The sequence below is a fragment of the Parabacteroides faecis genome, from assembly GCF_014647375.1.
Lineage (GTDB): Bacteria > Bacteroidota > Bacteroidia > Bacteroidales > Tannerellaceae > Parabacteroides > Parabacteroides faecis.
On sequence record NZ_BMPB01000011.1, the window covers coordinates 213,406 to 238,803 of the forward strand.

General features: G+C 36.3%; 18 protein-coding genes. 13 read left to right on the top strand and 5 right to left on the bottom strand.

Going from position 1 to position 25,398, the window contains the following annotated elements; translation table 11 throughout:
• Window positions 1–2: 2 nt before the first annotated feature.
• Both IEY67_RS17045 and IEY67_RS17050 read right to left on the bottom strand, forming a co-directional pair.
• Entirely contained in the window at window positions 3–608 is a 606-nt protein-coding gene (locus IEY67_RS17045; protein WP_183671794.1) for a hypothetical protein, read from the bottom strand.
• Window positions 605–1,843, bottom strand: coding sequence for a DUF4934 domain-containing protein (locus IEY67_RS17050; protein ID WP_122374560.1), 1,239 nt, complete (start codon window positions 1,841–1,843; stop codon window positions 605–607). The genes IEY67_RS17045 and IEY67_RS17050 overlap by 4 nt, the downstream gene beginning before the upstream one ends.
• A gap of 878 nt (window positions 1,844–2,721) precedes the next feature.
• On the opposite strand from IEY67_RS17050, the gene IEY67_RS17055 reads away from it, so the two are divergent.
• Entirely contained in the window at window positions 2,722–4,338 is a 1,617-nt protein-coding gene (locus tag IEY67_RS17055) for an ABC-F family ATP-binding cassette domain-containing protein (protein ID WP_183671793.1), read from the top strand.
• A 77-nt stretch (window positions 4,339–4,415) separates the two neighbouring features.
• Here IEY67_RS17055 and gldB read toward each other — a convergent pair whose 3' ends face one another.
• Window positions 4,416–5,411 (bottom strand): gliding motility lipoprotein GldB, encoded by a 996-nt coding sequence (gene gldB, locus IEY67_RS17060; protein ID WP_183671792.1) that lies wholly within the window; start codon window positions 5,409–5,411, stop codon window positions 4,416–4,418.
• Between the two features lie 207 nt (window positions 5,412–5,618).
• Here gldB and IEY67_RS17065 point away from each other — a divergent pair, with 207 nt between their 5' ends.
• The 11 genes from IEY67_RS17065 to IEY67_RS17115 all read left to right on the top strand — a co-directional run bounded on the left by IEY67_RS17065 (window position 5,619) and on the right by IEY67_RS17115 (window position 22,422).
• Window positions 5,619–6,941, top strand: a complete 1,323-nt coding sequence (locus IEY67_RS17065) for an MATE family efflux transporter (RefSeq protein ID WP_122374556.1) — start codon at window positions 5,619–5,621, stop codon at window positions 6,939–6,941.
• 694 nt (window positions 6,942–7,635) lie between these two features.
• Complete coding sequence (locus IEY67_RS17070; protein WP_183671791.1) at window positions 7,636–10,836, top strand: SusC/RagA family TonB-linked outer membrane protein; 3,201 nt, start codon at window positions 7,636–7,638, stop codon at window positions 10,834–10,836.
• A 57-nt stretch (window positions 10,837–10,893) separates the two neighbouring features.
• Complete coding sequence (locus tag IEY67_RS17075) at window positions 10,894–12,831, top strand: RagB/SusD family nutrient uptake outer membrane protein (protein ID WP_183671790.1); 1,938 nt, start codon at window positions 10,894–10,896, stop codon at window positions 12,829–12,831.
• A 36-nt stretch (window positions 12,832–12,867) separates the two neighbouring features.
• Window positions 12,868–14,058, top strand: coding sequence for a DUF5000 domain-containing lipoprotein (locus IEY67_RS17080; RefSeq protein WP_183671789.1), 1,191 nt, complete (start codon window positions 12,868–12,870; stop codon window positions 14,056–14,058).
• 18 nt (window positions 14,059–14,076) lie between these two features.
• A complete protein-coding gene (locus IEY67_RS17085; protein WP_183671788.1) occupies window positions 14,077–15,234 on the top strand; it encodes a DUF4998 domain-containing protein in 1,158 nt (385 codons plus the stop codon).
• A gap of 158 nt (window positions 15,235–15,392) precedes the next feature.
• A complete protein-coding gene (locus IEY67_RS17090) occupies window positions 15,393–15,764 on the top strand; it encodes a helix-turn-helix transcriptional regulator (RefSeq protein ID WP_147382535.1) in 372 nt (123 codons plus the stop codon).
• Between the two features lie 344 nt (window positions 15,765–16,108).
• Window positions 16,109–17,053, top strand: coding sequence for a hypothetical protein (locus IEY67_RS17095; protein ID WP_122374551.1), 945 nt, complete (start codon window positions 16,109–16,111; stop codon window positions 17,051–17,053).
• Between the two features lie 910 nt (window positions 17,054–17,963).
• The gene (locus IEY67_RS17100) at window positions 17,964–18,260 is read left to right on the top strand and encodes a hypothetical protein (RefSeq protein WP_183671787.1); all 297 of its coding nucleotides are present in this window, start codon (window positions 17,964–17,966) and stop codon (window positions 18,258–18,260) included.
• A complete protein-coding gene (locus IEY67_RS17105; protein WP_122374548.1) occupies window positions 18,260–18,610 on the top strand; it encodes a hypothetical protein in 351 nt (116 codons plus the stop codon). The genes IEY67_RS17100 and IEY67_RS17105 overlap by 1 nt, the downstream gene beginning before the upstream one ends.
• A gap of 574 nt (window positions 18,611–19,184) precedes the next feature.
• The gene (locus tag IEY67_RS17110) at window positions 19,185–20,477 is read left to right on the top strand and encodes an O-antigen ligase family protein (protein ID WP_183671786.1); all 1,293 of its coding nucleotides are present in this window, start codon (window positions 19,185–19,187) and stop codon (window positions 20,475–20,477) included.
• The gene (locus tag IEY67_RS17115) at window positions 20,458–22,422 is read left to right on the top strand and encodes a discoidin domain-containing protein (RefSeq protein WP_183671785.1); all 1,965 of its coding nucleotides are present in this window, start codon (window positions 20,458–20,460) and stop codon (window positions 22,420–22,422) included. Before IEY67_RS17110 ends, IEY67_RS17115 begins: the two co-directional genes overlap by 20 nt.
• Before the next feature lie 7 nt (window positions 22,423–22,429).
• Here the strand turns inward: IEY67_RS17115 and IEY67_RS17120 are convergent, their stop codons facing one another.
• Window positions 22,430–23,554, bottom strand: coding sequence for a DNA polymerase III subunit (locus tag IEY67_RS17120; RefSeq protein WP_122354108.1), 1,125 nt, complete (start codon window positions 23,552–23,554; stop codon window positions 22,430–22,432).
• A 76-nt stretch (window positions 23,555–23,630) separates the two neighbouring features.
• Window positions 23,631–24,218: an RNA polymerase sigma-70 factor gene (locus IEY67_RS17125; RefSeq protein WP_122354107.1), complete on the bottom strand. Its 588-nt coding sequence runs from the start codon at window positions 24,216–24,218 to the stop codon at window positions 23,631–23,633.
• 108 nt (window positions 24,219–24,326) lie between these two features.
• On the opposite strand from IEY67_RS17125, the gene IEY67_RS17130 reads away from it, so the two are divergent.
• Window positions 24,327–25,328 (top strand): FecR family protein, encoded by a 1,002-nt coding sequence (locus IEY67_RS17130; protein ID WP_183671784.1) that lies wholly within the window; start codon window positions 24,327–24,329, stop codon window positions 25,326–25,328.
• Window positions 25,329–25,398: the final 70 nt, after the last annotated feature.

A 25,398-nucleotide genomic window follows, 5' to 3' on the forward strand; every position in this document is an offset into this window, starting at 1 on the left:
AATTATAAATATTTTTTGTTAGCTAACGAGTTCCCTGCATAAAATAGTGAAGCTACACTTTTGATATAAAAATCTGTAAGTTCCGGCTTTGATTTTTCGGGAAGGAAGAAGTCAGAAGCCATTTTGTTTGGATGTAAAACAAAATAATAAGGAGCTTCATATTGTTCTATATACCAATTATCATATAAACAATCATTCGGTATATGAAAAATCGTAATATTGTTGCACTTTTTTGCTCTCAGTAATTTTTTTATTATGGATGGACTATAAGTTACCAATAATGCACATTTGATCCCATTTTCTTTTAACTCTTTAATTTTATCTAATTCATTGGATACGCATGTTTGACAGCTTGTTTCTTTGATACGTAGCATTAAAATTGGTTTTTTCAATTTTTCAACGAAAGCACATAAACTGTCGTTTTGAAATTTTTTATCAGGAACAAAGTTTCTCCATTGATTATTGGCATTTGCTTCCGCATTTCTTAAGAGAGTGAACATCATCATATCATCAATATTATCAGAAGGCCGTCGATTATTGTAGAATAAGCCGGCGGCGATAGCCAAAGTGATAACTGAAACAATTATATTGATCAAACTTATTTTCATAAATTTTTGATTTTAAAGAATACCAAAACTAGATTATCATCCTCTTTTATATTCTCGAATAATCTCATATTTTCCTCTTTTGCTGAATAATGAGTTATTTCATCTATATGTTGTTTCAATCCTTTCAGGGTTGTAGGAGGAACTAAGGCTACGAAATAATCATTATAACTGTATATGCCGCTTGAAAATTCCATGGAAAAATCCGTATCATAGTAAAATCCTGCAGTATTTACTGTTTTTTTACTTCTTTTGTCGTAAAACGAAACAAAACGCCTGTCTTGTTTGTCGCATGTCACAAACAGAATATGTGTATCATTCTCAGCATAAATAAATAGATAAGTATGAGCTAATAGATAATTGTTAAAATCATCGTAACTTTCAAATGTTCCCATTTTATTCTTTTCGAAAGGAGTAAAATCACTGTAATCGAATTTATACCTCATGTATAAAGCCGTATCTGTTACAGTATATACTTCATTGAGATACATAGGGGTATATAAAATTTCATCTCTTTTCCGACTTAAAGGATCGTATCCCAAAGATGAGTGAACTGTTTCTGAATAAGTACAGGCTGCTTTTTTTAAGTGTCCTAAGCTGTCAGTATATAAAATTTTATATTCGCTATATTGCCCTAAATGGTTGTTCCGGTCCCCTTTATCTGTGGCTGTTACATATTCACCATTAGGAAGAATTTGAAAATTGCGTCCTATTCTAAAAGGAACATCATGGGATGCTATATAATTTCCATCTAGGGAAAATTTCATCCATTTTCTTTTTTGATTGTCATAAATGACAATTTGTTGTTGTTTTGTGTCGATTGCAAATGCTTTTGGTAAATAGAATTCGAAAGGAGCACCACCTTTTTCTCCCAAGGCCTTTAAGAACTTTCCTTTGTTATCAAAAATATAAAGCTTCTCTGTTCCAAGTCTGTCGAATGCATAGATTTTATTATCATAAAATCCAATGTTGGTGCAATAGGCAAATAGAGATTCATCTGTTGTTTCTAGCGGAACATAATGGAATTCTTCAATCAATTCAGACGATGGAACCGGTTCTTTGATGTTATTTGTTACTTTTATAATTTCAAATTTATCTTCTTCTACCGGAATTACGGTTATACTATCTAAACTGACAGTAGGGAAAGGTCTGTTTTTCATTCTGATTTCTTGACAACCAAAACACAAAAAGCCTATTCCTAAACCTAAAATCATATTTTGTAGATACCATTTTTTCATATTTGTTATATTTTTAAGAGGATGCGCTAAAAGTATTATCCTCCTTTTGTACATCCTCTGATTTGTTCGAAATTACATTTAATTAGCTCTACAGTCTTTTGTGCAAAATGGATTCCAACCATCATTACATTCCCAAGTATTCCCTTTATAGGTTATAACGGCACCACCTCCTGCATATGTGATCTTTTGACCCTTGATATAACGGAGATAACATAGTAGTCATAGTAAAAAACTAAAAAAACGCATCCAATATGCCATAGATTGTCGATTGTCCATCCATTTTCCGTATAATGGCTGAACACCATCCATTGGTCATCCTATCCTGTCAGAAAACTATTCCTCAAGATAGGATAATATACAATAAAGCAGATTATTAATAAAAAGAGGTTAATCCACTTTGAATACAAATAGTCATTGGCCTTAATCTTTTTCATAATATACGGTATTTGTTTCAGTGTATGAAATTTACTAATTGAGTAAAGTTTTGATAACTAGCGTGTTTAAGGTGTAATTAGCTGTTTTTTCAATTTATTACCCGAATCTTGGTGATAAAAATAGTTATTTATTTTAGAAAATTGTATTTTAATTGAAAAAAAACGACTTGATTGAGTTTTTTATTTTTAGATATTTGTCAGTAATCCGAATAGCTATACAATTGATTTGGTTATTCTGAAAAAATACCTATCTTTGCCCCATAATTTTATAAATACACCGATGAAAATATCCAAGTAAGCCGGTTTCAGAACATATTTATGAGTAGCTCCCGATCCGAACGGGAGTAAGTTTCTGTATAACCTTCCGGCTATGTCCTGCGCTGTATCCTGGCGCATTTTTTATTTCCAGATTTTAGTTTCTAACATTTTTAAAGCAGATAGACTATGTGCATATCAGTACAACAACTTTGCTATATCCATGCGGATAAAGAACCACTATTTCAAGATATCAGTTTGACGGTAAACAAAGGGGAGCAATTATCATTAGTGGGAAATAACGGTTCCGGTAAATCAACTTTGTTACGTATTATTGAAGGAAGTCTGAAACCCTCCTCCGGGGAGGTCGTTTGTTCTTCCAAACCCTATTATGTGCCGCAACATTTCGGTCAATACGATCAGTTGACTGTGGTACAAGCCTTGTTGGTCGAATCCAAAATCAATGCATTACATGCCATTATAGCGGGAGATGCGTCGGCCGATAATTTTACCGTTCTGGATGATGACTGGAATATTGAAGAACGAAGCCTGGCCGCCCTTTCCTCCTGGGGATTGGAACATATCCGGCTGGACCAATCGATGAGTACATTGAGCGGCGGTGAAAAGACGAAAGTGTATTTAGCCGGTATTCAGATACATTCTCCTGAGATCATCCTGATGGACGAACCGACCAACCATCTGGATGTAAATAGCAGAAAGAAGCTTTATAGCTTTATCGAGTCGAGCCGTGCCACCATGCTTATTGTCAGCCATGACAGGACACTGCTCAACCTGCTGCCTTACACCTGTGAACTGGAAAGAAGTAAGATTACATTGTATGGTGGAAATTACGACTTTTATAAAGAACAGAAAGAGGTCGCATTGACAGCCTTGCAGAATCAATTGAGCGAGAAAGAAAAAGAGTTGCGGTTAGCAAAGAAGATTGCCCGGGAAACACTTGAAAGAAAGAGCAAATCGAGTGTAAGAGGGGAGAAAGCCGCCATAAAGAAAGGCATTCCCCGGATAATGATGGGAGCCATGAAACAGCATGCCGAACAAAGTACCGTTAAATTGAAGGATATACACGATGAGAAAATGGGGTCGATCAATTCCACCATTACGGATATCCAGAACACGCTGCCGGATATGAAACAGATGAAAACGGATTTCAATTCCCCCAATCTTCATACCGGTAAAACATTGATCACTGTAAAGGATATGAACTTTGGCTATGATCAGGATGGTTTATGGAAAGAACCGTTGAACCTGCAGGTTCGGAGTGGCGACCGTATCCAGTTCAGCGGAAATAACGGAGCGGGAAAAACGACATTGCTGAAGTTGTTGCTGGGCGAATTGGAACCGACTGAGGGAACAATTACCCGTGCAGACTTCAAATATGTATATATCGACCAGGAATATTCGATCGTGAAACCTCACCTGACGGTTTTTGAACAGTTGGAGCAATTCAACCTGTTTGCCAAACCGGAGCATGAGTTAAAAATGATCCTGAGCCGTTTCCTTTTTCCGGTCGGCACATGGGATAAAAACTGTTCAAAATTAAGCGGAGGGGAGAAGATGAGGCTTGCTATTTGCTGCCTGATGGTCAGTAATAGCACGCCGGATATATTTGTTTTGGATGAACCAACGAACAATTTGGATATCCGGAGTGTTAGTATAATAACAACGGCCATCAAGGACTACAATGGTACAGTGCTTTTGGTTTCGCACGATCTTTACTTTGTGAAAGAAATAAAAATAAACAGGTTCGTTGAACTTTTTTCTTCAACCCCTGTTATTAAGATATAGTGTTTTTCATGGTATTAGAATTAAGTTAGATTAGGTTATCCGTCTTGTTCGTGAGAATAGGGCGGTTTTTTTATGTCTTATGGTTTATATTTGGATAGAGTTAGTATATCCTGTGCATTTTCGTTTTTCATCAGTGCTTCGGGGGTTGCATTGGTTTCATTCATATACTTCAGAATGATTTGCAGTCCTACCCAGCTTCCGATATTGCCGGGAGCATCGCTTGCCAGGAATTGTGCGGGCATATCTTCAAAATATTTTGTAGTAGCCATCTGATCCGGTGTGTACAAATGTTTACGTTCGACAATCGCTTTCCAAAGATTTGCTTCATTGTTTTTGCACCATTCCCATGCTTCGTCCGTGTAACCGAACAATTGGGCGGGAGACATATCCGGTAAGGCAGATAAAACCAGATATTTGATCTTACCTTCATAGACCATCCGGTCGAGTAGTACATTCTCTTTGCCGGTGAAAGGATATTCGGACATCAGCCAACCTGCGACATAATCGGGAACTATATGTGACGGTTGCATTTTGCGAAGTTGATAATCATAGAAAAAATCCTGGTATAGCGGATAATCCTGCCCCATATATTTATCGATGGAAATAGACAATAGGCTATCTCCGACCAGCACATTCTGATTTAAACCAGAAATGTGCATATATAAAGCCGGAATCTGCATTGCTGGAAATTTTTCATGTACCCAGGCAAATGCATTACCAAGTGATTGTTCCATCTCTGTTACCGATTCGTATTTTGCAATAGCATCCGCATAGAGCTTTTTCAGGGTCGGCTCCGAATAAAAGTTTTCCAACTTGGTGAAAAAGCCGGGCAGATCCGGTGACTGCATATTCAGAATACCTTTCCCCAGAATCTCTGTCATTTGAGGATATTGATTTAATAACTGCTGATTGAGCGTGGTGTCATCGGAACAAATCAGTTCATACAACGCTTTATCAAACCGGTTAACAGGCATCGGAGTCGCATCCGTGATATTGTTTGCGTTCGTATTTTGTCCGTTACAACTACAAAAGCAGACGGTCATAAGGAATGTCAGGAATATTTTGAAATTCATCGTTCTATCTTTATGTTATATATTTACTTTTTTCTCTGTCATTTTAATACGTTAAAAAATATTACCCGCGGGGGTATTTTCATTTACCCGGTATATTAATCCGATTTATCCGGCATAGTAATGACAAATTGATAAACGGATATTTATCCGTTATATTGTGTGGAAAACTTCTTATTACTACCTTTGCAGCCCTTTTGAATATCCTTTATGCAATTTACGAATAAACAAATCTGGCAGATTACCTATCCTGTACTTATCAGTTTGCTGATGGAACACATGATCGGGTTGACCGACACGGCTTATTTGGGTCGGGTAGGAGAGGTTGAATTAGGTGCATCGGCATTGGCCGGTGTGTATTACCTGGTTATTTATATGTTGGGGTTCGGCTTCAGTGTCGGAGCACAGGTTCTGATTGCCCGGCGTAACGGTGCTCACGATTATACACGGATCGGTCCGGTCTTCATGCAAGGGACACTTTTTCTGTTGTTACTTGCGGCGGTTTTATTTACCGCATCTCATTTGTATTCTCCGTTGATCCTTCGGAAACTGATTGGTTCGGACGATGTATATCGGGCTACCATGAGTTATGTCGACTGGCGTGTGTATGGCTTTTTCTTCTCTTTTATTGCCGTCATGTTCAGGGCGTTTTATGTGGGTATTACCAAGACAAAGATATTGACTGCCAACTCAGTCGTGATGGTATTGACCAATGTTGTCCTGAATTATATCCTGATATTTGGTAAGTTCGGTTTTCCTGCATTGGGAATTGCCGGTGCGGCGATTGCTTCCTCTATTTCAGAGGCGGTGTCGGTCCTGTTCTTTATTATTTATACCTGGAAGAAGATCGATTATAAGAAATATGCGATGTTCAGTTTTGTGGGGATCGATTTCAGGATGCTCAAACAAATATTGAATGTGTCTGTCTGGATTATGGTACAGCATGGCATTGCATTCGTGGGGTGGTTTATCTTCTTTGTGGTGATGGAGCATCAGGGAGAACGTCCGTTGGCTGTTACGAATGTGGTGAGGAGTATTTCTTCTTTTCTTTTTATGTTTGTGAATGCGTTTGCTTCCACATCCAGCTCTTTGGTCAGTAACCTGATCGGTTCCGGTAAATCGGATCAGGTTCTGGGATTATGCGGACGTATGATACGGCTTTGTTATTTCTTCGTGCTGCCGTTAGCTATATTGATCGCCTTGTTCCCGGATTTGGTTTTGCGCATCTATACGGATAATCCGGACCTGATACAGAGTTCGACTCCTTCTCTTTGGGTGATGCTTTCTTCTTATATATTGGCCGTTCCTGCTTTTATCTACTTTTTTAGTGTGTCGGGAACCGGGAATACACAGTCGGCACTGATGATAGATATGGCTAGTATCTTTGTGTATGTGGCTTATACATTTCTGGTCGGTATCTGGTTGCATGCCGATGTCGCTGTTTGCTGGACAACCGAACATGTTTATAACGGGATGTTGCTGATTTCGTTCTTTTATCTCTGGAAGGGAAATTGGAGGAACAAAAGGCTATAAGTTTATCCTGAACAAAACATATATGTTTTGTAATTAAAAGTCCCTTATTTTGAAATCAAAAGTCCTTTATTTAAAACTCAAAAGTCAGGTCTTAACATTTCAAAGGATAGATATTTTATCCAAAGCCTACTGATAGATGGTCCGGTGCTTATCCAACTAACTTTAACATCCCCCTTGTTCCCCTCTCCGGGCATGGAAAAGTTATTCTTGCATTATAAAAGAAAGGCTCATCTCTTTATAATGTAAGCTATTTGCGGATATAACCGGAATTTCCTATTGCCATATTTTTTCGCATTTTCATATTTGTTGTTTAAAGGTATCCTCAGTTCTAGTGGAACTATGTTAATTTAATCCGGATTGTTAATTGTTACAAATATCCGTATTAAATAAAAATCACAAGTTACAAAAATGATATTTAATATAATAAAACTGGCACTATCCTTAATTATGTTCCAAAAATTATCCTGAAAACAATTACTTGATCAACTGAATCTTTATGTGTTAATGATGTGTAAAATGATTAATGCGTTGAAATACAATGAATAGTCTCTTCCTGTGTTTGTGCTATTAACCATAGTTCCACTAGAACTAAGAGTCAGTAACATTAATATAATTGCTTATGAAGACATAAAATGAACCTATTTAATTGTATCAATAATTAACATATTTAATTGTTAAACTTAATATCAATATAATGAATAAATCTATATACAGTAATATAAAAGGAAAAGCTGTATCCCTAACTATTCTATGTGCTTTTAGCTATACAACATCTTTCGCATCGGTTAATATAGGAGTAGATAGGGGCAAATCGGCTTCAAGTGGGATAATACCGAATCAAAGTCAGACAACCTTTAATTTAAAAGGAAAAGTAATAGATGATATGGGAGAGCCTCTTCCCGGTGCAAATATAGTTCTTGTAGGTGGTACGAGAGGTGTTGCCACAGATATCGACGGATCGTTTGTGATCAGTGTTTCGATTGGTGAAAAACTAACTGTTTCTTATTTGGGTATGGAAGATCAGATTATAACGGTCAAGGATAAGAAAGATCTTATAATCACGATGAGACCTAAAACAGATGAACTGGAGGAAGTGACCGTTGTCGCTTTTGCCAAACAAAAGAAAGAAAGTGTTATCGGATCTATTACTACTTTGAATCCATCGGAACTAAAAGTTCCTTCCAGTAACCTGACTACAGCAATGGCCGGTCGTTTGGCCGGTGTGATTGCCTATCAACGAAGTGGTGAACCGGGAAAAGATAATGCCGAGTTCTTTATTCGTGGTGTGACTACTTTCGGTTATAAAAAAGATCCTCTTATTCTTATTGATAATAATGAAGTTACCACAACGGAATTATCCCGTATTCAACCGGACGATATTGCCTCTTTCTCTATTATGAAGGATGCCACAGCAACTGCCCTTTACGGTTCTCGTGGTGCGAATGGCGTTATCTTGGTTACAACGAAAGAAGGAGCGGAAGGGGCTGCACAGGTCAGTGTCCGATTGGAAGGTTCTATGTCACAGCCAACGAAAATGGTGGAATTAGCCGATCCGATAACTTATATGCGCCTTCATAATGAAGCCGTATTGACACGTAACCCGATGGGAGCACTACCTTATTCGCAACAGAAGATAGATAATACGATTGCCGGTGTGAATCCGTACGCTTATCCGGCTACGGACTGGTATAACGAACTGTTCAAGAAAAATACGTTCAACTACCGTGCCAACTTTAACGTAAGTGGTGGTGGTAAAGTAGCTCGCTATTACATTGCCGGTAGTTATATTTCGGATAAGGGTGTATTGAATGTCGATAAAAAGAGTAGTTTCAATAATAATATCAACCTGAAACGATATATGCTTCGTGCCAATGTAAATATCAATGTTACTAAAACAACAGAAGCAGTCGTTCGTTTGAGTGGCGCATTTGATGACTATACCGGACCGATAGATGGTGGCGATCAACTGTTCGCTAAAGTTATGCGTACTAACCCCGTTTTATTCGCTCCTTCTTATCCGGCAGATAAAGCCAATCAATATACCAAACATATATTATTCGGTAATGCAGATAAGGGACAGTACAACAACCCATACGCGGATATGCTGAAAGGATATAAAGATACGCAGACATCTCAGATGGCAGCTCAGTTCGAAGTGAAGCAGAATCTGGATTTTATCACGGAAGGGCTGTCTCTTCGTGCTATGTTTAATACGAACCGATATGGCTATTTTGATGTCTCTCGTCAATATATACCATTCTTTTATAGGATAGGCTCATATAATAAGTTGGAAGATACCTATATTTTAGCACCTCTTAACGAACAGGATGGGCGGGAAACATTAGACTTTGTTCCCGGTAATAAAGTTGTTAGTTCTACAACTTATTTTGAAACAGCAGCTAACTGGAGTCAAACTTATAATGAAAAGCATGCTGTCGGTGCTATGTTGGTTTTCACACTTCGTCAATCCCTGACTTCCGACGCCAATACATTACAACTTTCATTACCTTCACGCAATGTGAACTTTGCCGGTCGTGCTACTTATGCTTATGATTCGCGTTACTTCCTTGAAGCAAACTTTGGTTATAACGGTTCCGAACGTTTTGCAAAAAAAGAACGTTTTGGTTTCTTCCCTTCAATGGGACTTGGTTGGCTTGTTTCCAGTGAAGCGTTCTGGAATGACGATCTGAAGAAAACGATTAATAAATTGAAACTGAAAGTTACTCACGGATTATCCGGTAACGATGCGATTGGTAGACCTGAAGACCGCTTTTTCTATATCTCGGAAGTAAATATGAATAGCGATGGTAAGCAATCGTCGTTCGGTACCTACGGGAATTTTGGAGGACGTACGTTGAATGGTGTTTCGATTTCTCGTTATCCGAACGAAGATATAACCTGGGAGACTGCCCGGAAAACAAACATGGGTGTAGAGTTAGGATTGTTTGATAAGTTAGAATTGCAAGCAGATTATTTTATGGAATCTCGTTGGAATATTCTAATGTCACGTGCTTCTATTCCTACTACTATGGGACTTCAGGCCGATGTAATGGCTAATGTGGGAAAAGCTAAAAGTAGTGGTATCGATCTGTCGTTGAACTATAACCACATGATCAATAATGATGCCTGGTTGACGGGGATGGCCAATTTCACTTATGCGACCAGTGAGTTTACAGCCTATGAAGAACCGGATTACAGCGATACCCCCTGGAAATCTAAACTGGGGACTTCCCTAAATCAGAATTTCGGTTATGTAGCTGAACGTTTGTTTGCAGATGAAGAAGATATCCGCAATTCGCCGACTCAGTTTGGTAATTATATGGCCGGTGATATCAAATATAAAGATATCAATAACGATGGTAAGATTACCGAATTGGATATGGTACCGATGGGATATCCGACCAGTCCGGAAATTGTGTATGGTTTCGGTCTATCCGGAGGATATAAACAATGGGATTTGTCTTTCTTCTTTCAGGGATTGGCTCGTGAATCATTCTGGATCGACACATCAACGGATAACGGAACTCTACCTTTCCTCAACGGACAGAATGCTTTGTTAAAAGCGTATGCAGATGATCACTGGTCTGAAGATAATCGTAATCTGTATGCTTTGTGGCCACGTTTATCTTATGAAGCTGTAGAGAATAATCAGAAACCGTCTACCTGGTTTATGCGCAATGGTTCGTTCTTGCGTTTGAAATCATTGGAGTTTGGATATACTGTTCCGACCAATGTGGTTAAAAAAGCCTTTGTAAAGAACCTTCGTATCTATTTCAGTGGTACGAATCTGCTAACATTCAGTCCTTTCAAATTGTGGGATCCTGAAATGGGTGGAAATGGTTTGGGCTATCCGGTTCAGCGTGTATTCAATTTGGGAGCTCAGATTTCCTTCTAATGAGAGTAATAACGAGTTTTGTCTTATTTGATTCTATTAATCAATAAATTAGTTTACATGAAAGCATTTTATAAAATATTAATGTTTACAGCATTACTACAGGTATTAACCTCGTGTGACGGTTATCTGGATTTAGTTCCGGATAACGTAGCAACGGTTGAGTCGGCTTTTACGAATCGAGCTGCTGCTGAAAAGTTTTTATATACTTGTTACAGTTATCGTCCGCAGTGGGGGGATTTATTTAATGATCCGGCTATTAACGGGGGAGACGAGACATGGCAGTTTTATCCGATAGCATCACATGTATTTCCTACTTTTACAGCTTCTTATTTGCAACGTGGTTTTCAAAAACTAGATGATCCTTATCTGAATTTTTGGGATGGTCTGCAAGGTGGTAAAGGGTTATTCATTGGTATCCGTGATTGCAATATCTTCCTGGAGAACATAGCTAGTACGGTTGATTTGGAAGAATCTGAACGTATTCGTTGGATTGCTGAAGTGAAATTCCTAAAGGCATATTATCATTATTATCTGTTGAAATGTTATGGTCCTATACCTATTATAAATGAAAACCTTCCGGTTTCTGCTTCACCTGAACAGGTTGCGGTTTATCGTGATAAAGTGGATGATGTGGTGACTTATGTAAATGATCTGATTTTAGAAGCATTGCCAGATTTGCCGGATTATAAAGACATGGTTATGAGTCTTGAGGCAGGTCGTGTAGACAAACAGATCGCTTTGGCTGTTCGTGCAGAGATGTTAGTTATGGCAGCCAGTCCTTTGTTTAATGGCAATACGGAAATGGCGGGACTGATAGATAATCGCGGAACAGTTTTATTTAATCAGACTTATGATCCTGAAAAATGGAAAATTGCAGCAGAAGCTTGTAAAGAAGCGATAGAATCCTGTCATAGTGTCGGTAAGAAACTTTATACGGAAATTGAACCGATCACATTGACTCAAGATCCTGTATTTCAAATACAAACCATGTTGCGTCAGGTCGTTTGTGAACGTTGGAACTGTGAGTTGATATGGGGAGGTACAAACAGTCAATGTAATGATCGTTCCAATCATGCGACCCCTCGTGTTTTACGTGTTAATTCAGAAGTAATCAATACTATTAGTGCTCAATGGGCTCCGACAATTAAAACAGTAGAAAGTTTTTATACATCCAATGGGGTTCCTATGAACGAAGATAAGGAATGGAATAAAGAATCTTGGTATGCAAAGCGGTATGAGTTACGTCCCGAACCTTCTTCCGGAGATGAGAAATATTTAGTCAAAGAAGGGCAGCGCACTTGTTATATGCATTACAACCGTGAACCTCGTTTTTATGCCAGTATAGGTTTTGACCAGGGAATCTATTACGGAAACGGAAAAACTGAGTTCGAGTCATGCAATTATACCAACTTTTTGAATTTGGGCTGGTCCGGTTATCAAGGAGGTAGTTCCTATTCCATAACCGGTTACGCTCCTAAGAAAATGGCCAGTTATAAAAACGGTATTACTGCCAATAATATTTCATCTCCAGAATTTTATCCTTTTCCTGTTATCCGTTTGGCCGATCTTTATTTGCTCTATGCGGAAGCTTTGAATGAATATTCCGGTCCTTCGACAGAAGTATACGAATACATAGACCGGGTTCGTGAACGTGCCGGATTGGAAGGTGTAGTAGAGTCATGGAGTAAATATTCTACCGATCCGTCTAAACCAACAACGAAAGATGGTTTGCGTAGTATCATTCACGGTGAAAGAACGATTGAGTTTGCGTTTGAATCCAAACGTTACTGGGATGTACGTCGTTGGAAAGAGATCGACACTTACAATACTCAACCTCAGGGATGGAATATTATGGGTGAGACACCTGAAGACTTTTATAAATTGCAGAATGTGGCCGAGGTTCCTGTAAAAGTAACGGTGAAAGATTATTTTATGCCTATCCGGGAGACGAATATTATTACTAATAAGAATCTTATACAAAATTACGGATGGTAATGAATTTTATATCTAATACATTATAATAAGATGAATATGAAAAATAAGATTATACTGTCTGTTATGACACTGGGTTTGATCACCTGGTCATGCAGTGAGTCACCTGTTGGACAACAACCTCTAGATTCTATAGCTCCTGGAGCTGTATCGAATGTGAGTGTGAAAAATATTCCCGGAGGGGCTATTCTTAGTTATACTTTGCCGGATGATGAAGATTTACTTTATGTAAAAGCACTTTATGATTTGAAAGAAGGTGTCGCTGAGGCTAAAAGTTCTCTTTATAATGATACGATTAAGGTAGTAGGTTTTGGCGATACCGAACCACGTGAAGTCTCACTTATAGCAGTGGATCGGAGTCGTAATGAATCTGTCCCTGTGAAAGTAACAGTGAACCCCGAAGAACCTCCTGTGTTAACAATCGGTAAAACACTTGATTTAGTGCAAGACTTTGGTGGTGTACAAGGACAATGGACAAATACAAATCGGGATGAAGTCACTGTTCATATAGTACGTAAAGATGAATACGGAGATTATCAACCTTTGGAAACATTCTATACGACGGTTGTAGAAGGTAGTGGAGCTGCTCGTGGGTTGGATACAATTCCAATGAATTTTGGAATCTATGTAAAAGATCGCTGGGGAAATGTCAGTCCGACTCTTTATAAAGAGTTGACACCTATGTTCGAAACCTCATTTGATAAGACTAAATGGTCCGATGCTAAATTACCGAACGATATTGGTGAAGGAGTAGGTTGGGGAATGTCTCGTATATGGGATGGTATTTATGGTCCAGGTGATAATGGCTTTAGTTCGCCAGGTGGAACAGGGGTTTGGCCTCAATCGATTACTATTGATTTAGGAGCGGTAGGTAAGATCAGTCGTTTATTACTCTATCAACGTGGAGATGCCTATATTTTTTCTGAAGGAAACCTAAAACAGTTTGAAGTTTATGGTACTACAGATCTAGATCCTACGGGTAATTGGGATAGTTGGACCTTATTGGGTACTTTCGAATCTGTAAAGCCTTCAGGTCTTCCTTTAGGTCAGCATAGTTCGGAAGATGATGATGTTGCCCTTACATCTGGAGAGAATTTCATTATGCCGTTGGATGTCCCACCTGTTCGTTGGATTCGTATCAAGGTTACCAGAACTTGGGCTGGTGGTGATAACTTCCAGATTGGAGAATTGTTTGTGTTTGGAGACAACAGATCCGAATTATATCAATAATTATAAAAAGAATAGTTTATGAAATTCAATAAAATATATTTTGTATTACTGATGCTGTTGGTGGTTGCCAGCCAGTCGTGTTCGGATATGAATGAGCTTACTGACAAGTATCTTGACGAAGGGGAGATTACTTATGCAGCGAAAGTAGATAGCGTGGGTGTCCGGGCTGGTGAGAACCGGATTCAATTAGATGTTTATGTAAAAGCTCAACGTGTAGAAAATTTGCGCGTTTATTGGAATAATTATGAAGATTCTGTCGATGTGGAGATCGGAGGAAAGACTGGTGTTTTTCCTATTATGCTCGATGGTATGCCAGAAAGTGGATATCTGTTCCAGTTAGTCAGCTTTGATAAGTTTGGTAATCGTTCGTTAGAGTTTGAAGCTACCGGATCGTCTTATGGAGAGAGCTATAAGAACAGTCTTTCTAATCGAACTTATACTACCGAATTTACCCATTATGATGTGGAAGGCGATTCGATGGTGATCTATTGGGGAGGAACAGTTAGAGGTGCGGTTGGCATGGAGTTACAATATACTGATACTTCCGACAAAACGGTTCGCATGGAAGTTCCGGCTGATGCTACTACGACAACTCTGTATAACTTGAAGGGAAATATAAGTTACAACTCACGCTTCTTACCAGAGGAGAATGCTATAGATACTTTTATTTCTACTTCTAAAAGTATACCGGTTTATTATGAACGTCCGATAGACAAATCGAATTGGAAGATTGTCGGTTTCAGCTCAGCTTCAGCTTCCCCTGAATGGCCGGCAACGAATGCCATCGATGGTGATATTAATACTCCTTGGCATACGGAGCATAACCCTACGGCTCCTTTCCCTCATTATTTTATTGTAGATATGGGAGAAGTGGTTGATATATCGAGTTTTGAAGTATATCGCCGTATGGATGATTCAGGTGGTGCTCAACCGACTCATCAGATATTCTATGCTGAATCGTTGGCTGATCCGACAGATGCAGATGATGCAGGCTGGATGAATTATGGCATTTACAATTTGGATAATGTAGTCGATATCCCTCAATTTTCAAGGACGGCTAATGTTGTTAAAGCACGCTATTTCATGTATTATGTCGCTTCGAACTCTCGTTCATCGTATGCTTATATTGGTGAAATAGGGGCTTATTCTCCGGCAGGTGATGGCTTGATTCATTAGGTATTTATTACCCTTTTCATTTGCTAATCCGGTGTCAATAGTAATACTTTAATCACTATTAGCACCGGATTTGTTTATAATAACCGGTTTGCAGAATATATGAGATATTCTTTGATTAAAGAAATATGTGATATGAACTATAAACTTAGTTTAACCTTATGGATAATATATTGAAAAACAAATTACGTGAACGGGTATTGTGGTTTTGGGGATTCTTCGGTTCCAAAAGAGACAAGGTGGCATATATAAGTACAGAAGAATGGCCTTATATAGAGCGTTGGACAAACTATATTTTTGATGATTTTCTTGTGCGACTAAGTAAGCATTATCCAAATCTTTCTCATAATGATTTGAGAATATGTTGTTTAATAAAACTAAAAGTAGATCGTTTGCATATTGCTTCATTAATGGGAATATCGCCATCCTCTGTATCTACCTGCAAGTTTAGGATTAAGAAAAAAATTGATGCAGGGAATGTTAATAAAATACTTAATCACATGTCTTTGGAGTCATATTTATTGACTTTTTAGTTGATAGCGTTATAAAAAGATAAGGATATGTTATAGATGGAAATAGTAAATCTAATTCTTTCAGTATTATTGTTTGCTAATATATTGGTCTATTAGATATTTATTCTTCATTGTCTATGTTTTTCTTTTTTGTTGTATGACTAATAAATTGATTAATAGTGTTCTATGGTGTAATGATGTGATGACTTTGTCTATCGATGAAATGTTATAATTAGATTTTTTTATTGTTTATTTGTAATGAAAAAAATGGTGATTTGATGTGTGTTGATTTTTGAAAATAAATTTACTTTAAATGAATGATGTTTATAGAGTATTCTTATTGTTTTAATTTTAATTGATTCAAAATGAAAAAAAACTATTTATTATTAAGTGCTGTTTTATTACTATTTTCTTGTAGTAATGCTATTTTGCCAGATGAGGAATCGGCTGTCTCTGATTTATTAGCCCAGCCAAAGACTTGGCAGAAACAGTTAGAATATGCCCAAAAGAACAATGATCTAAAAACAAAAACAAGTTTTCAGGGGATTAGTTTTCAGGGGTATACGTACAAGGGTAAAATTGATAGAGAAGTCGATATTCCTGTAATAATTGAAGAATTACTTTCAGATAATTCGGCAATTGTTCAGTATACAGATTTAAATTTTTCAAATTTTGAGATTATTCCGATAGGGATGGTAAGGCAATCTGTGAAAACATTAAGTAGCGAAGATCCATTTTCATATCTCAAATCCCAACTACAAACTTCTATTATGATAGGAATGGAATTATTAGAGTTAGAATGGACTTACAAGGGAGATACTTTTTATTCCACAGCAATAGTCTCGAATGAACATGGTGGTCTTATTTATGATAATATAGGAATTTATATTATTGAAAAAAGCTCTAAATTAGAGCAAAAAGATAAAGAGATAGAATTGAATGTACCATTTGTTAAAACGAAATCTGAATCTGAAGGTCCTGTAGTACGGCAGTTTAGCCAGTCAGATTCGGGACGTAATTATTATGGTCAGACGGTTTTTTCATATAGCATTAGCTGTAATTCATATTTTAATGCAGGGGTCTTATATGATCGAAAATTAAGATCAAGTCATGATTCTGCTTTTGGATGGTCCTGTAGTGCTGATGTAAGAACAATTAGTGGTCAGATCAATATTTCAACATATCATGAATTTGCTTGGGCATATGCTTATGGTGCAGCTTGTTCAGTATCGATTGGATGGAATGGAAATGGTTTTAAGATATCTGGAGGAGGGACTGGGTCAACTGGAACGACAGTTCACAGACAATAATGAAATCTGGTGGTCAATAGTAACTGACGTAATATTGATTACTATTGATTATAGGGTTTGTAAATTATATACTCTTACTGGATATGGTTATTTTTTGATGATTAGAGAGTTGTGGTTGAACTAATGGCAATGATTGTGTTAGACGTTGTGCAGAGCAAAGAAAAGCAGCGGATATGATAACTTATTGTGCAACAGCTTTTAATATTGCAACATGCTTAGCAATTGCAGGAGCTAGTGTTACTACCTGGTGGGGGGCTGAATTTGGAATAGCAGCTGCTAGAGATTATGCACATGACAGTTATGATGTTTGTGTGAGGGGTTGCTAAATGTATAAATATGATGAAAATGAATAAGTATATAAATCTGATTTTTTCATTGTTATTAGTTGTTTATATGTTTGTTAGTTATATAATTACAGATGGTAGGCAGTTGTTATATGGTAGTGATAGGTTTATGACATATCTTCCTCCTATTTTAATGGTAATTACACTATATATAGCTATTGTTCATGGAAAACAAATACTTATAATGTATAAAAGTAAACAGATATATAAAGCTATATATGTGTTAATTATGACATTGATTCTGTTATCCTTATTTATATATACAGTATTACTTTATTATAGTATATAATTGTTGATTATACCGAATAAAAATAGTTTCATGAAAATAATTTACTATATATTGTTTGTAACAGAAAGATGAAAGATCAAATTAAATATTTGAATTTGTTATTATTTATTATTGCAATATTTGGAAGTATATTTTTTATTCCAAGTTTTTTGTTGATAGATATTATGTAATTCAATATGATTGGATACGAATGAATTGTCAAGATTGCCTTCAATTTTGTAAACGAAATGGTTATTGGAATCAAACTGGATGTCCGTTAAACTAAAATTTATATAAAATGAAAGGATTTGATATATGTATTAATGATGAAAATGTTAAAGCTGGGCTTGAAGCAGGGGTGGTGGTAATTAATATTGATGTCTATAATCGAATATCTGTTTGTGGTGTAGACTATAGTAATTTTGCATCTGTTAATTGGATTCAGTCAAAACTTAACCCTGAGGATAAGATAAAAGTAACAGTTTTAGATATTGATGAGAATTCACCATTTAGTGTTGATGTGATTGATAGACAAGAACTTCTCAAAGAGTATAAGATGTTGAAACAGGATTTAGAAAAGGAAGGATTGCTGTAATGAAAGGAATTGAAATATTGTTAGGCAAAGAGATAATAGATATTGCATTAGGACATGATATTAGTATAAATGTTTGTATCTATAATAGATATGGTAAATGTTATATACAAGTATCTGGACTTGACCAAGATATGATCTCATACTGTTGGCTTGAATCTGAACTAGAATTGAATGATGTAATTAAGTTAGAGGTTAAAGAAATAAATAAAAGTTCAGACCTTAAAGAAAAGAGGAAAATTTTTTCCAAAACTATCCTTGCTGGTAAAGAAGATATTAAAAAAATTAATAAGGAACGTTTGGAACGTTTTCTAGTACTTGAAAAAATTTTGAAAGATGAAAATATATTATAATATATAATATATGTCAAGTTAGTTGCGGTAAATAATGTATATGAGATTTATAGTATGATAATATTTGTTTTATTTTGGATGTTTAAATATTTGTTAGTGATTGAGAAGAATAGTAAAATTTGTATAATTTGCCATTTGTATTAAAGTGTTTATAAATAAATATTTTGTAGGAGTTAATAAAAAAGATATAGTTTTGAATGTAACTATCACTTTTGTTCTATTTTGTATAATGTTTTTATCATTTAAAGGATTTGTTGAGGTCAGTATACTCTCGAAGTGGTATGCTTTTGTAGCTGGGGGTATATTCTACTTCTTGATAACTTTGTTTGTGATAAAAGAAATAATTATATCTCTTGACAAAATAGTTATAATGACTATTATCTTTATATACTATTTACTCATTCATATGTGTTTAATTTCGTTAGAACAAAACAGAATATATGTATTATCAGTTATTGTTTTTATTCTATTTTATCTTTCTTTTAAGCAACTTCCTATAGGTTCTCATCAAAGTATAAATTTTATCATACTTTGTGTATGTTTTATTCAAGCTTGTTTTGGTCTGATACAATGTATGGAGGTGTTTCATATTTATGGCTCATTTAATCTAGTTGGTAGTTTTGATAATCCTGCAGGTTTTTCTGCTTGTCTTTCTACTGGGATTCCATTCTGCTTGTCTGTGGTAAGTAAGAAAGGAGAGAAGAATTATATTGAACTATTTCTTTTAACTATTATTGTTATATCTATAATTTTATCTGGTTCAAGAACTGGAGTTATAGCAGTATTTACTATTTTTGTTGTATACTTTAAGGATGAATGTTGTAATATTTTAGTGAATCGTAAAAAACTTATTTTACCACTATTTCTTATATTATTTATTATAATAATGGGACTATTAATTTTGAAAATAGATTCTATTATAGGAAGGTTTTTTATATGGAAAAATTCTTGTATTATGATACTTAATAAACCTATATTTGGGTATGGTACAGGTGGATTTATGAGTAACTATATGTTGTATCAAGCTGATTATTTTCAAAAAAACTCTAATACTCTATACTCTATGTTGGCAGATAATGTTATTCATCCATTCAATGAATATTTGTTTTTAACTATAGAATACGGTATTATAGGATTAATATTAGTAATTTTAATATTGTTAGTTATAATAAAATCTTCGAGACGAATAACTATATCACATATATGTTTGCTCTCAGTTGGAATATTTGCTTGTTTTTCCTATCCGTTACGTTATCCATTTGTTCTAGTTCTTTTAGCATATAGTTTAGCTAATATTAAAACAAAAGAGGTTTTTAGTATTTCTATTAATGTTTTAGGTAAAGTTGTTAGCATTATGTTGATTGGTATTATTAGCGCTGTTTTGGTAAATGATATACGATTTGAAAGACTTTGGGGAAATTTAGTACAAAAAAATAAATTTAGGAATAAGGAGTTATTACTTAATAGTTATGAGAAATTATATTTTGAATGGAATGGGGATCCTGCGTTTCTTTATAACTATGGGGCAATATTAAATAGAGTGGAAAGTTATGAAATAAGTAATATTATATTAAATAAGTGTACTCATTATTGGAATGATTATGATGTACAGCTTTTATTAGCAGACTGTTATCTGCAGAAAGAAAAATTTGAAAAGGCAGAGGAATGTTTTGTATTGGCTTCAAATATGTGTCCGAATCGTTTTATTCCTTTATATCAGTTAGTACATTTGTATGATCGGATTGGTCAAAAGGAAAAGGCGTATAATCTTGCTGAAAAGATTATCCATAAAAAAGTGAAGATATCTTCTTTTAAAGTTCAAAGAATAAAAAACGAAATGATAGAATATGTTCAAAAAGGACTCTAAAGCATTATTTATTAGTTTTTTACTAATAACTGTATTTATCTCGTGTCATTCAATTGATAAATTGGATCAGGCTTTATCTCTGGCAGAAGAGAATAGATCTGAGTTGGAGAAAGTACTTGAGTATTATAAAAATGATCCTAATCCTTTGAAGTTGAAAGCAGCTATTTTTCTTATTGAGAATATGCCGGGACATCGTTCTTATATAGGGGATGAGATAGAAAATTATTATAAAGAGCTGGAATCAATTATAAATACAGATACGACTGTTGATGTCAAGAATGAGGAAATAAAAAAAATCACTCGTAACTACTCGAAAGTCTCTTTTCAGGAAGAAGAAGATATAAAGATAGTTACTGCTGATTATCTTATACGTAATATTGATCAGGCTTTTGATTTGTGGGGAAATGGACGGCTCGTTAAGCAAGTTGATTTTGAACAGTTTTGTGAATTGATACTACCCTATAAGTGTTTTGAATATCAGCAATTGGATGCATGGCGGGATACTTTATCTGTGCGGTTTGATAAAAAATTAAAATCTAAACTGGGTTATGATCAATCTGATAACTCTTCCTATTTTGTTGCTTCCCAAATAAATGTGGATATAAATGCTTCATTTTCGGGAACAAAAGAAGCTGAAACTAAAAAGCCTGTAGGATTACCTTTTTTGAATTCATCAATTTATAAAGTCGCTTATGAAGATTGTTTTGGATCTGCTTTGTTGGCAACAATGGTAATGAGAAGCCATGGACTTCCTGTTACTATGGATTATATTCCCCAATGGGGAGGAAAGGAGGGAGCACATGCATGGTATACGCTTTTAAGCGATAATGGAAATTATTTGCCATTCAGTTTTGGTCTTAGTTCTAATCCAGGGGATCTATTTTTTCCATATGAATCTATTCCAAAGGTATATAGAATTACTTATACAGCTAATGAGAGGGTTGTTTGCTATTTGAATGAAGCAACCTATAAACATCCTTTTTTCGAAGTTTTTGAAAAGGATGTTACAAATGAATATGTACAAACGAGTAATTTATCTGTCCAATTAGTAAAAACTCATTTAAAAGATAAATATGTTTATTTAGCTGTTTTTGATAATCGGTCATGGAATGTTGTGGATTTGGGTGTTTGTAAAGGTGGTGGGGGTGAATTTCAAAATGTAGGTAGGAATATTATCTATTTGGTATTAGGGTATAATGGAAGTACTTTAGTTCCGGTTTCTTATCCGTTTCTCGTCGAAAAAAATGGAGACCTAAAATACTTTATTGCGGATACAGCAAGTAGAAGAAATATTTGTTTATGTCGTAAGTATCCTAAAAGTGTAGCTCTGGTAGATATTGAATATAGAATGGTGGGAGGTGAGATCCAGGCTTCTAATGATAAAGATTTTGGTCAGTATCAGCTGTTATACAAAATAAAAGATTTTGCTTATCCTGACTTGATAAAACTGAATCCTGATCAAGAATATCGTTATTGGCGTTATCTTTCGGAAAAGAACAGTTATTGTAATATTGCAGAGTTACAGTTTTTTGAAAAAGATAAGGATAGCATCGCTTCAGGTAAAATTATTGGAACGGATAAGATATATCAGAACAATCCGGATATGGTCAGGGAGAAGGCTTTTGATGGAGATTATTTGACATTTTTTCATGCAGAACAACCGGATAGTGCATGGATTGGGTTAGATATGGGGAAAGCTGTTACAATAGATCGTGTACGTTGTTTGCCAAGAAGTGATGATAATGCGGTACATTACGGAGACGTTTATGAATTGCAATATTGGGATCGGACAGGATGGAAGTCTTTAGGAATAAAGAAAGCAAAAGATAAATATTTATGTTTTGACTTTGTTCCGGATAATGTTCTATTACTGTTGAGTAATCGAACAAGAGGAAAACAAGAACGTATTTTTACTTTTGAAAATGGACGGCAGATATGGTGGTAAGTTTTATTTACCGCTTTATCAAAACTGTCAATCGTAACGACAAGTCAAAGAAAACCATTTTAGCATTTACATTCTGTGTTATATGGCGTTCTGCTTTAGCCAGTTCTTCCATTATATCGAATACATTCCGTTCGTTGACGAAAGGGGCAAACTTGACGGCAAAACCAGCTTCGTCCATATTCATATAATTCAAATCCGGAGACTGAAAACGATACATAAAGTTTTCGCGTATCAAATGCTGGCAATATTGGAGGAAGTTCTTTTGCCGTTCCCGTCCGATACCGGCCAGAATATCTCCCATTGCTTTCATTCCTTTTACATTTCGTGCCCAGGAATTACGCATCATCGTTTTAAACTGTTCCAGATAGAAGCTGTTCTCTTCGCTGAGGCTGATCGCTTCTACTGCCTTCAGGTAATTGCCATTGGCCAGATGGGCAACATGTTTGGCATCGTCGGCTGCCAAACCGAATTGCATCATCATAGCTGTTGTTATCGCTTCGGGATGGATGGAACGGACATTAATCCGTTGTGCCCGTGAGAGAATTGTTCCCAATACCTGGTCGGGTATTTCCGAGACCATCAGGATAACTGTATTTAAAGGAGGTTCCTCGATAACTTTCAGAAGTTTGTTAGCACAGGTCGGATGTAGTTTTTCGGGTAACCAGACCAATAAGATACGGTAAGTCGCTTCATATATTTTCAAGTTCAGTTTACGGATAATCTCGTCGCTTTCCTTTGAATAGATGATAGCCTGTGAGTTACCGGCATCTATATAATCGAGCCAGCCGTCTATATTGAAATAGGGACGGTCTTTCAGGAACCCGCGCCACTCGGTCAGATAATCGTCGCACACTTCTTTTTTCTTTTCTTTCTTGGCAACGATAGGAAAGACAAAATGTAAATCCGGATGTGCCAGTTCATTGTATTTCAGGCAGGACGGACATGTCCCGCAAGCATCAGTCTCTGTCCGGTGAGTACAATTCAGGTAACGGGCATATGCCAGTGCCAGAGGAAAAGCTCCTGCACCTCCCTGTTCTGTAAATAGCTGGGCATGTGGAACAACACCTGTTTGTGCTGAATGGATAAGTTGTTTCTTTATTTCTTCCTGACCGATTATATTTTTGAAATACATGAATGCTCCTTTTGTATTGTTAGAACAAAGGTACGAATAATCGGGAAAAATAAGAATATATCGGTATGATATAGCTTCAGACCAAATGAATAAAGTATAGAAGAGGTAGATAATCCTTTAATTCTTTGCGTAAAATCTTTAGAGCCTGCTGGATCCGGTAGTCTATAGTTTTACTGGAAACTCCTGCCTGTTCAGCTATCTCCTTGTAGCTCATGTGCTGGAACCTGTGCATGACGAATGCCTGCCGGTAGCTGTCCGGTAGTTTGTTAATAGCTTTTTTGAGCAATTCTCTTAGCTCGGTAATCTGGTAGTAATCGGTGTCCTGTAACATTTCCTGCATTTGCTCAAAGAAAATGGTATCAGCTTTGTTTTTTGCCTGTAGACTGGCTATTTTATTGATGGCTCTATTATATATAATCTTGAATAGATATTGGCTGAGTGACTTTTCTATAACCAGCTCTTTGCGGGATTCCCATAACCAGAACAGAACATCCTGAACGATCTCTTCTGAATCTTCTAAAGAAATAAACTTGTGGCAATAGGCACACAGCATTGGGTAATATTTCCGGAATAAGAAGGTATATGCTTCCCTGTCCGATTGACGTAAAGCTGACAAAAGAAGATTATCATTCTGGTATTGCTCTTTATATATACTCCCTTTCATATGTTTTTCTTATCTAAGAGCAAATATCATAATTTTTTTTTGAAAAAAGTCAATTTCTGTTTAGGAACTCATCTGATCTCACCTGTCATAATAATAAAAGGAGATTAAATGAGCGAGAATAATATAAATATTGTAGAGGAGCTACTTCCCCGCTATTGTGACGGAAATGTTTCAGCAGAGGAGAAAGAGAAAGTTGAAATCTGGATTCGTCAATCTGAAGAACATTATAAAATTGCTCAGCAGATACAACTGATATACCTGGCTTCGGATACTATTGCTATCATGGATCAGGTAAATACAGATAATGCTTTGGATAAAGTCGACGGGCGTATCCGAAGAAGTCAGCTGAAGACGCTGTTTATGTGGGGACAGAGGGTTGCTGCGATATTATTTATTCCGTTGTTGGCTGCTTATCTGTTGGAAGTTCTTATTCCTGAAAAGCGGGATATCCGTATGTTGGAAGTCCGGACAAATCCGGGAATGACAACCAGCCTGACATTACCGGACGGCACAAAGGTGAATCTAAATTCCGAGTCGTCGCTGGTATATCCGGAAACGTTCGATGGGGATCTCCGTTCGGTCCGGTTGGAAGGTGAGGCTTTCTTTGAAGTTGTAAAAAATCCGGAAAAACGGTTTGTTGTAACGACTCCTCACAATGCCAGGGTCGAAGTATTGGGAACTTCTTTTAATATGGAGGCTTTTAAGTGGGATTCTATTGTTTCGACCACATTGATCAGTGGTAAAGTCGCTTTTATTTCCAGGTCCGGACAGGTGAATATGAAGCCGGGGGAAAAGCTGGTTTATAATATACAAGCAGACCGGGCGAGCATATATCAGACAAATGGAGAAGCTGAAATATCCTGGAAGAATGGAATGATTATTTTCAGGAAAACTCCGTTTGAAGAGGCTTTACGTATGTTGACAAAAAGGTTTAATGTAGATTTTGTAGTGTCGAATAATAAATATGTAAAAGACTTTTATACCGGATCGTTTACCAATCATCGATTGGAACAGATATTAGACATATTCAATGCTTCTTCCGGAATTAAGTGGCGTTATATTCCGTCGGAAAATCAATTGGATAGGAAAAGTAAAGTAGAAATCTATTAAAAACAGAAGCGTATGGCAAACGGACCCCCTTGAAACAAAAACATTCGGATAAATATTGGCGTATTCATCC

Bases quoted from the DNA above. Each gene is read 5' to 3' on its own strand.
- IEY67_RS17065 (WP_122374556.1), top strand. From the start codon at position 5,619: ATGCAATTTACGAATAAACAAATCTGGCAGATTACCTATCCTGTACTT.
- IEY67_RS17100 (WP_183671787.1), top strand. From the start codon at position 17,964: ATGAAAGGATTTGATATATGTATTAATGATGAAAATGTTAAAGCTGGG.
- IEY67_RS17075 (WP_183671790.1), top strand. From the start codon at position 10,894: ATGAAAGCATTTTATAAAATATTAATGTTTACAGCATTACTACAGGTA.
- IEY67_RS17085 (WP_183671788.1), top strand. From the start codon at position 14,077: ATGAAATTCAATAAAATATATTTTGTATTACTGATGCTGTTGGTGGTT.
- IEY67_RS17080 (WP_183671789.1), top strand. From the start codon at position 12,868: ATGAAAAATAAGATTATACTGTCTGTTATGACACTGGGTTTGATCACC.
- IEY67_RS17130 (WP_183671784.1), top strand. From the start codon at position 24,327: ATGAGCGAGAATAATATAAATATTGTAGAGGAGCTACTTCCCCGCTAT.
- IEY67_RS17055 (WP_183671793.1), top strand. From the start codon at position 2,722: ATGTGCATATCAGTACAACAACTTTGCTATATCCATGCGGATAAAGAA.
- IEY67_RS17105 (WP_122374548.1), top strand. From the start codon at position 18,260: ATGAAAGGAATTGAAATATTGTTAGGCAAAGAGATAATAGATATTGCA.
- IEY67_RS17115 (WP_183671785.1), top strand. From the start codon at position 20,458: ATGTTCAAAAAGGACTCTAAAGCATTATTTATTAGTTTTTTACTAATA.
- IEY67_RS17090 (WP_147382535.1), top strand. From the start codon at position 15,393: ATGGATAATATATTGAAAAACAAATTACGTGAACGGGTATTGTGGTTT.
- gldB (WP_183671792.1), bottom strand. From the start codon at position 5,411: ATGAATTTCAAAATATTCCTGACATTCCTTATGACCGTCTGCTTTTGT.
- IEY67_RS17110 (WP_183671786.1), top strand. From the start codon at position 19,185: ATGGAGGTGTTTCATATTTATGGCTCATTTAATCTAGTTGGTAGTTTT.
- IEY67_RS17120 (WP_122354108.1), bottom strand. From the start codon at position 23,554: ATGTATTTCAAAAATATAATCGGTCAGGAAGAAATAAAGAAACAACTT.
- IEY67_RS17095 (WP_122374551.1), top strand. From the start codon at position 16,109: ATGAAAAAAAACTATTTATTATTAAGTGCTGTTTTATTACTATTTTCT.
- IEY67_RS17125 (WP_122354107.1), bottom strand. From the start codon at position 24,218: ATGAAAGGGAGTATATATAAAGAGCAATACCAGAATGATAATCTTCTT.
- IEY67_RS17050 (WP_122374560.1), bottom strand. From the start codon at position 1,843: ATGAAAAAATGGTATCTACAAAATATGATTTTAGGTTTAGGAATAGGC.
- IEY67_RS17070 (WP_183671791.1), top strand. From the start codon at position 7,636: ATGAATAAATCTATATACAGTAATATAAAAGGAAAAGCTGTATCCCTA.
- IEY67_RS17045 (WP_183671794.1), bottom strand. From the start codon at position 608: ATGAAAATAAGTTTGATCAATATAATTGTTTCAGTTATCACTTTGGCT.